Source organism: Nonomuraea sp. NPDC046570 (assembly GCF_040645915.1).
In the GTDB taxonomy this organism is placed as follows: domain Bacteria; phylum Actinomycetota; class Actinomycetes; order Streptosporangiales; family Streptosporangiaceae; genus Nonomuraea.
Window position 1 is genome coordinate 1 of record NZ_JBEYZF010000094.1, and the last position, 5152, is coordinate 5152.

General features: G+C 62.3%; 7 protein-coding genes. 6 read left to right on the forward strand and 1 reads right to left on the reverse strand.

Features of this window, described 5'->3' with window-relative positions; all coding sequences use genetic code 11:
* Window positions 1-108 precede the first annotated feature (108 nt).
* Window positions 109-240 (forward strand): transposase, encoded by a 132-nt coding sequence (locus ABZ911_RS42800; protein ID WP_358070337.1) that lies wholly within the window; start codon window positions 109-111, stop codon window positions 238-240.
* A 626-nt stretch (window positions 241-866) separates the two neighbouring features.
* The gene (locus ABZ911_RS42805; RefSeq protein ID WP_358070340.1) at window positions 867-1661 is read left to right on the forward strand and encodes a hypothetical protein; all 795 of its coding nucleotides are present in this window, start codon (window positions 867-869) and stop codon (window positions 1659-1661) included.
* Between the two features lie 174 nt (window positions 1662-1835).
* Here ABZ911_RS42805 and ABZ911_RS42810 read toward each other — a convergent pair whose 3' ends face one another.
* Window positions 1836-2258, reverse strand: coding sequence for a transposase (locus ABZ911_RS42810; RefSeq protein WP_358070343.1), 423 nt, complete (start codon window positions 2256-2258; stop codon window positions 1836-1838).
* 65 nt (window positions 2259-2323) lie between these two features.
* Here ABZ911_RS42810 and ABZ911_RS42815 point away from each other — a divergent pair, with 65 nt between their 5' ends.
* The 4 genes from ABZ911_RS42815 to ABZ911_RS42830 all read left to right on the forward strand — a co-directional run.
* On the forward strand, window positions 2324-2785 hold the full coding sequence (locus ABZ911_RS42815) for a hypothetical protein (protein ID WP_358070346.1): 462 nt from the start codon (window positions 2324-2326) through the stop codon (window positions 2783-2785).
* A gap of 284 nt (window positions 2786-3069) precedes the next feature.
* Window positions 3070-3399, forward strand: a complete 330-nt coding sequence (locus ABZ911_RS42820; RefSeq protein ID WP_358070349.1) for a hypothetical protein — start codon at window positions 3070-3072, stop codon at window positions 3397-3399.
* A 115-nt stretch (window positions 3400-3514) separates the two neighbouring features.
* Window positions 3515-4708, forward strand: a complete 1194-nt coding sequence (locus ABZ911_RS42825; protein ID WP_358070352.1) for an IS701 family transposase — start codon at window positions 3515-3517, stop codon at window positions 4706-4708.
* Between the two features lie 224 nt (window positions 4709-4932).
* On the forward strand, window positions 4933-5152 hold a 220-nt coding region (locus ABZ911_RS42830), incomplete at its 3' end, for a hypothetical protein (RefSeq protein WP_358070355.1).

Consider the following 5152-nt stretch of genomic DNA (forward strand, 5'->3'; position numbering starts at 1 on the left):
CGGCTGTTCTCGTTGGATCGGATTCCGATCACAGGATCACATCGACCTGCTGCGAATCTGGCCTGGTCATCCAGCAAATGGCGGCTGCCGTACTAAGAAGGGTTGGGCGTGGGAGGGGCCAGACGCGGGTTCGATCCAGAGTTTCGTGCGGGTGCGGTGCGCATTGTCCGGGAGACGGGTAAGCCCATCGCTCAGGTCGCCCAGGACCTGGGGATCAACGCGTGCACGCTGGCTAACTGAGTGCAGATGGACCGGCTGGCCCGCGAGCAGCACACCGGTTCGAATGGCGAGTTGGCCGAGTCCGAGCGTGAGGAACTGGCACGGCTACGGGGCAGAAGGCCGAGTGGGCCAAGGAACGCGCCGAGCTGGAGATGGAGCGTGATGACGCCTCTATGTTTGTCAAGCCGCTGTTGCTGAGGCTTTCGCTGGTGAGAGCGCTTCCGTGATGATCGCCCTTGCATTGGAATGAGCTCCGTGTGCAACTGCTGAAAATGAGCAGCTGCACACGGCGGGAGAAGATCCCGCCCATTCGCTATGGCAGCTGTGATCGTGATCACGTGAGTGTCGGTGCAGGCCAGAAGGGCGCGCATCTGAGATGGTGCCGACCGCCGCGATCATGATGAGTCATGACACGCGATCAAGTCGTGACAGCCGCTGCGGTCCTCATCGATGCCCGGCACGGCGACCGACTTGGGTTGCACGGCAGGACTGCAACCAGCCCGTGACCTGCAAGATCAGGTTGGAATGAGCACACGCCTTGTTGCGCGATGTTTAATAAATCTTCCCCGCCAAAGATGATTGACAATCTTATTAGCACTTCTTACGCTCAGAAATGTTGATCAACATCACTCCGTGGAGAGGCGTGCATGAAAAAAGGATCGACATCTAAAAGCTCTCGTCGTTTACTCATCCCTCTATTCCTGGCAATATCGATGATGCTCGGTACAGCAGTGCCAGCACTTGCCGGCCCTCAAGTAAGCGGCCATGTCTACCGATCAGATACGGCCTGCACGTGGGCACGTTCAGGGCTTTACACCTATTACATCAAAAGCGAGTCGGAAGTCGCCGCTGACTGGCGGCTGGAAATTTCTCCCTACCCGGTAGACTGCCTCGAGGAGCGAACGGTAGGAGCAAATTACCTAGCGGTTAAGTCCACCGCGATGGTGTGGAACGGAAGCTCCTGGGACTTCTGCGCCGGAACAGACTGGGCCTACAATCCATATGTCCTTCACGCCTACACGATCGTCACGGATTACGGCAATGCCTGCGGCCGGAATAAGTACTACCAGAACGTCTCTGATTCGTACGTATATAACGACGGCTGGAAGGGGGGCTACTTATGGAGTGGATACATCTACTACGCATCAGGCCCTTCTCTGGCAAAACCTACGCCTCCTCCGGCTCCCGCTTGGGTTAAGGAAGATGGCGCCACCGATGTTAGCAAGTTGCCTGAATCGTTTCGCGTAGTGGGCCAAGACGGCGAGCCAGTGAGAGACGCTAAAGGCAATATCGTCTACATCAAAACTAGCGATCTGGCTGCACCTCCTCCTCTGAGGCCTGATCAAATCAAACCGCATCAAGAAGAAAAGAACGTGATTAAGATCGGCCCCAACAGACTGGAGAAGCACTTGACGCCAAGCGATGTGCACTTCTTCGCCTAGTCACACAAAAATCTCCATGTTATAATATGGCCCCGGATCTGCCGTCAGCGCATTCGGGGCCATTTTTCTCTACGTAGGAGAGCTGATCCATGTGTGAATGGCCAGCCTTCCGCTACAGAATTTGAAAGGTCGAGATGACGCGGCGTGGTTGCGTGCCTTTCTGCTGGTCGGTGACTATAGAGCTTCAAAGGCTGAGGTTAGGGCGGTTGGAAGTCCAATCCGGTCTTCGCGGTGAATGCCGTGATCAGGCTGGGACGGTACTGCATCCGTTTGAGCCGGTTCTTCACGATCCGCAGGAGCTCGTCTACCGCGTGCACCGCGAGGTTGGTCAGGCTCCTCTTCATGTTGCGCCCAGACCGCTTCGACCGGGTTGAGCTCCGGCGCGTAGGCAGGCAGCTGAAAGACCGTCAACCAGGGCCGGTTGGCGATCAGCGTCTTCATCTCCGCCGACACGTGGGTGTTCAGGTTGTCCCACACCACCACCAGAGGGCCGCCGAGCTGCTGGTGAGCGGCATCGAACAACGCGGCGTAGTCGGCACAGGAGAAGCCCTTCCTCTCCCCCTTGCGACCGCGGTGAACACAGGTGCGGTAGATCAACCGCGGAGCATGGCCGGGCTTGGTCGCGGTATCCGGATGGTGGTCTGACCCCGGCCGCCAGGGCGATGCGCGAGCAGGTGCGCATGCAGGCTGGGGAGTTACACGACACCGTGCCCCGGCGGGTGTACGGCATTTTCGCGCTCACCGACGAGTCGTACTCGCTGTTGGCAGGGCGTGATCCGGCAAGCCTGACCGGTCGGCGTGTGCACCTGATCCAGCTGTTGAGTCACGGCTATTGGGTGGTCGGCGGGACTGTCGGCGCGCTCGCCTCGACGGCCATGCCTCAGGGCATCAACGGGATCGATTTCGCGTTGACCGCGCTGTTCGTGGTGCTCGCCTTCGAGCATGCGCGGAAGCGTACGAACCTGAACGCCGTCGTCAACGGCACTGTGGCTAGCGCGCTGGCATTTGTGGTGGGACGCCAACAGTTCCTGTCCGTGGCGATGGGGACGTTCTTGTTGCTCACAATAGTGACGTACTTAGCCTGGATCCACCGGGTGGAATTCGGTGTGACGGCCGTGAAATGAGATGAGGTGCCCTCCGAACTGGGAGGATGGGAGTTCTCTACGCTTCCAACCGTCACAGTCAAAGGGCACCTCTGAAGTGCGATTCTCCCACGCCGCAGACAAGACTCACGCGATCTTCGACGATGAGCATGTGATCTCCTTTGGAGGTCTGGCTCCGGCGCTGCGGCTGGCGGAGCGTGCGGGCCTGGACCGGCTGGTCGGCGAGCACGTGGCGCTGGGCGCCGCCGAAGGGGTCAACGCGCCCGCGAAGGTGACCTCGATCGTGGCCGGGAGTCGCCCGGCAGATGCCGACCGGGCTGGCCGCTCACACGCCGCTCTTGCCGGGCAAGGAGGTGCTCGCGTTCTTGGACATCGACTCGATGCAGCGCCGGACCTACGGCTATGCCAAGCAGGGCTCCGGCTTCGGCCACACCAAGATCCAGGGAAAGAGTGTGCTGGTGCGCGGGCTGAATGTGCTGGCCGTCACCCTGTCGACACCGCTGGCCGCGCCGGTGGTGGCCGCCACCAGGCTGCGCGGAATCAGGGCCAGATACAGCAGACGAACCGACACAGACCGCGATCTTGCCCGCACGGCGGCTGGAGGTCAAAACCGCAGATCAAGCACCACGCGATAGATTCTGAAGCGGTACAGGTACTACATCGGTAGATCTTTAAGTCGTTCGCCTGCGTGGCTGTGGGTGTATCGGCGATGGTCTGCGAGTGACCTTGTGCCTCACCTACGATCTGGTCGTGTCCTGGGATGCCGAGCTTGCGGCGGTGACCTCGCGGATCGCTGATCGTTTGTTCAAGCGGCCTGAGCCGAAGGCGACCTTCGGGGACCTGGTGCGTGGGCTGCTGGCCGATGTGCCGCGTAAGAACTCCTGGCAGTTGGCCGATCATGTCGGGCATCCGACGGCCAACCCGATCGAGTGGCTGTTGTCGCGGGCCAAGTGGGATGCCGATGTGCTCCGTGATGACGTGCGCGCGTACGTGGTGGAGCATCTGGGCAGCGCGGATGGGGTGCTGATCGCCGATGACACGCAAGCGATCAAGAAAGGTGACAAGTCGGTCGGGGTGGCCCGCCAGTACTGCGGGCTGACCGGCCAGGTCGAGAACTGCCAGGTGATGCCGATGCTCATCTACGCTTCGGCGGCCGGGCACGCGTTCATCAACCGGCGGCTCTACCTGCCCGAGGACTGGGCCGGTGACGCGCAACGGCGCAAGGTGGCGGGCGTGCCGGAGCAGGTGGTGTTCGCGACCAAGCCTCAGCAGGTGATCGACATGCTGGAGGAGGAACGGCGGGCGGGCACGCCGTTCGGTTATCTGGCCGCGGACTGCGGCTACGGCCGTGATCCGGGCCTGCGCGCCTACTGCCACACCTATCGGATCGCCTATGTGATGGCCGTCCCGGTGGATCTGCCGCTGGTGGGCGTCCGCGGTGGTGGCGAGCCGGCGGGGCATGTGCTGGATCGGCTGCTGGCCCATGCCGGCCCGGGTCTGTGGGAGCGCCGCTCATGCGGCGGGGGCACCAAGGGAGCACGCTCCTACGACTGGGCCGCGGTCGCGGTGAGTCTGGCGGTGCAACTCCCCGCTGACGGTCACACGCACACCCTGCTGATCCGCCGGAGCGTCAGCGATCCCGGCGACGTCGAGTTCTTCCTGGCCCATGCCCCGGCCGGCGCGCCCGTCACCGAGCTCATCGCTGTCGCCGGGCTGCGCTGGAAGATCGAGGAGAACAACGAGACCGGCAAGGACCTGCTCGGCCTGACCGAGTACCAGGTCCGCAAATGGGACGGCTGGCACCGCCACGTCACCACGGCCATGCTCGCCCTGGCCTTCCTCACCGTCAGCCGCGCGCACCTGGAGGGCCAGAGCATCCCCGAGCCGGTCCCGCCCGCCGCTGATCAGGGAAAAGACCTGCATCATCAGGAGAGTCTCAGCTGAGTGCAGGCCAGCTGATCCGGCCATCCCTGGCTGAGATCCGCCGCGTCTTCGCCCGCCTCATCGTGCCCGCCGCCAGCACCATCGAGCACGTCCTGGCCTGGTCCAGATTCCGCCAAACCCACCAAACCCGCGCCCTGATCAGCCACTACCGCCGACGAGGCGACCCGTTACCACGCGATCTACAGATGTAGTACAAGACTCACGCGATCTTCGACGATGAGCATGTGATCTCCTTTGGAGGTCTGGCTCCGGCGCTGCGGCTGGCGGAGCGTGCGGGCCTGGACCGGCTGGTCGGCGAGCACGTGGCGCTGGGCGCCGCCGAAGGGGTCAACGCTGCGCCTGCCGATAATTACATCCGCCCAGGTCATGACCAGGTGGGGTTTCGTGTGGCGTGTGCGAGCTCTGGTCGTCAGGAGAGGGAGAGCGCGTGTGGCATGATGATCG

Excerpts from the sequence above, each read along its gene's own strand:
- ABZ911_RS42820 (WP_358070349.1), top strand. The coding sequence starts at position 3,070 with ATGCCGACCGGGCTGGCCGCTCACACGCCGCTCTTGCCGGGCAAGGAG.
- ABZ911_RS42805 (WP_358070340.1), top strand. The coding sequence starts at position 867 with ATGAAAAAAGGATCGACATCTAAAAGCTCTCGTCGTTTACTCATCCCT.
- ABZ911_RS42815 (WP_358070346.1), top strand. The coding sequence starts at position 2,324 with ATGCGCGAGCAGGTGCGCATGCAGGCTGGGGAGTTACACGACACCGTG.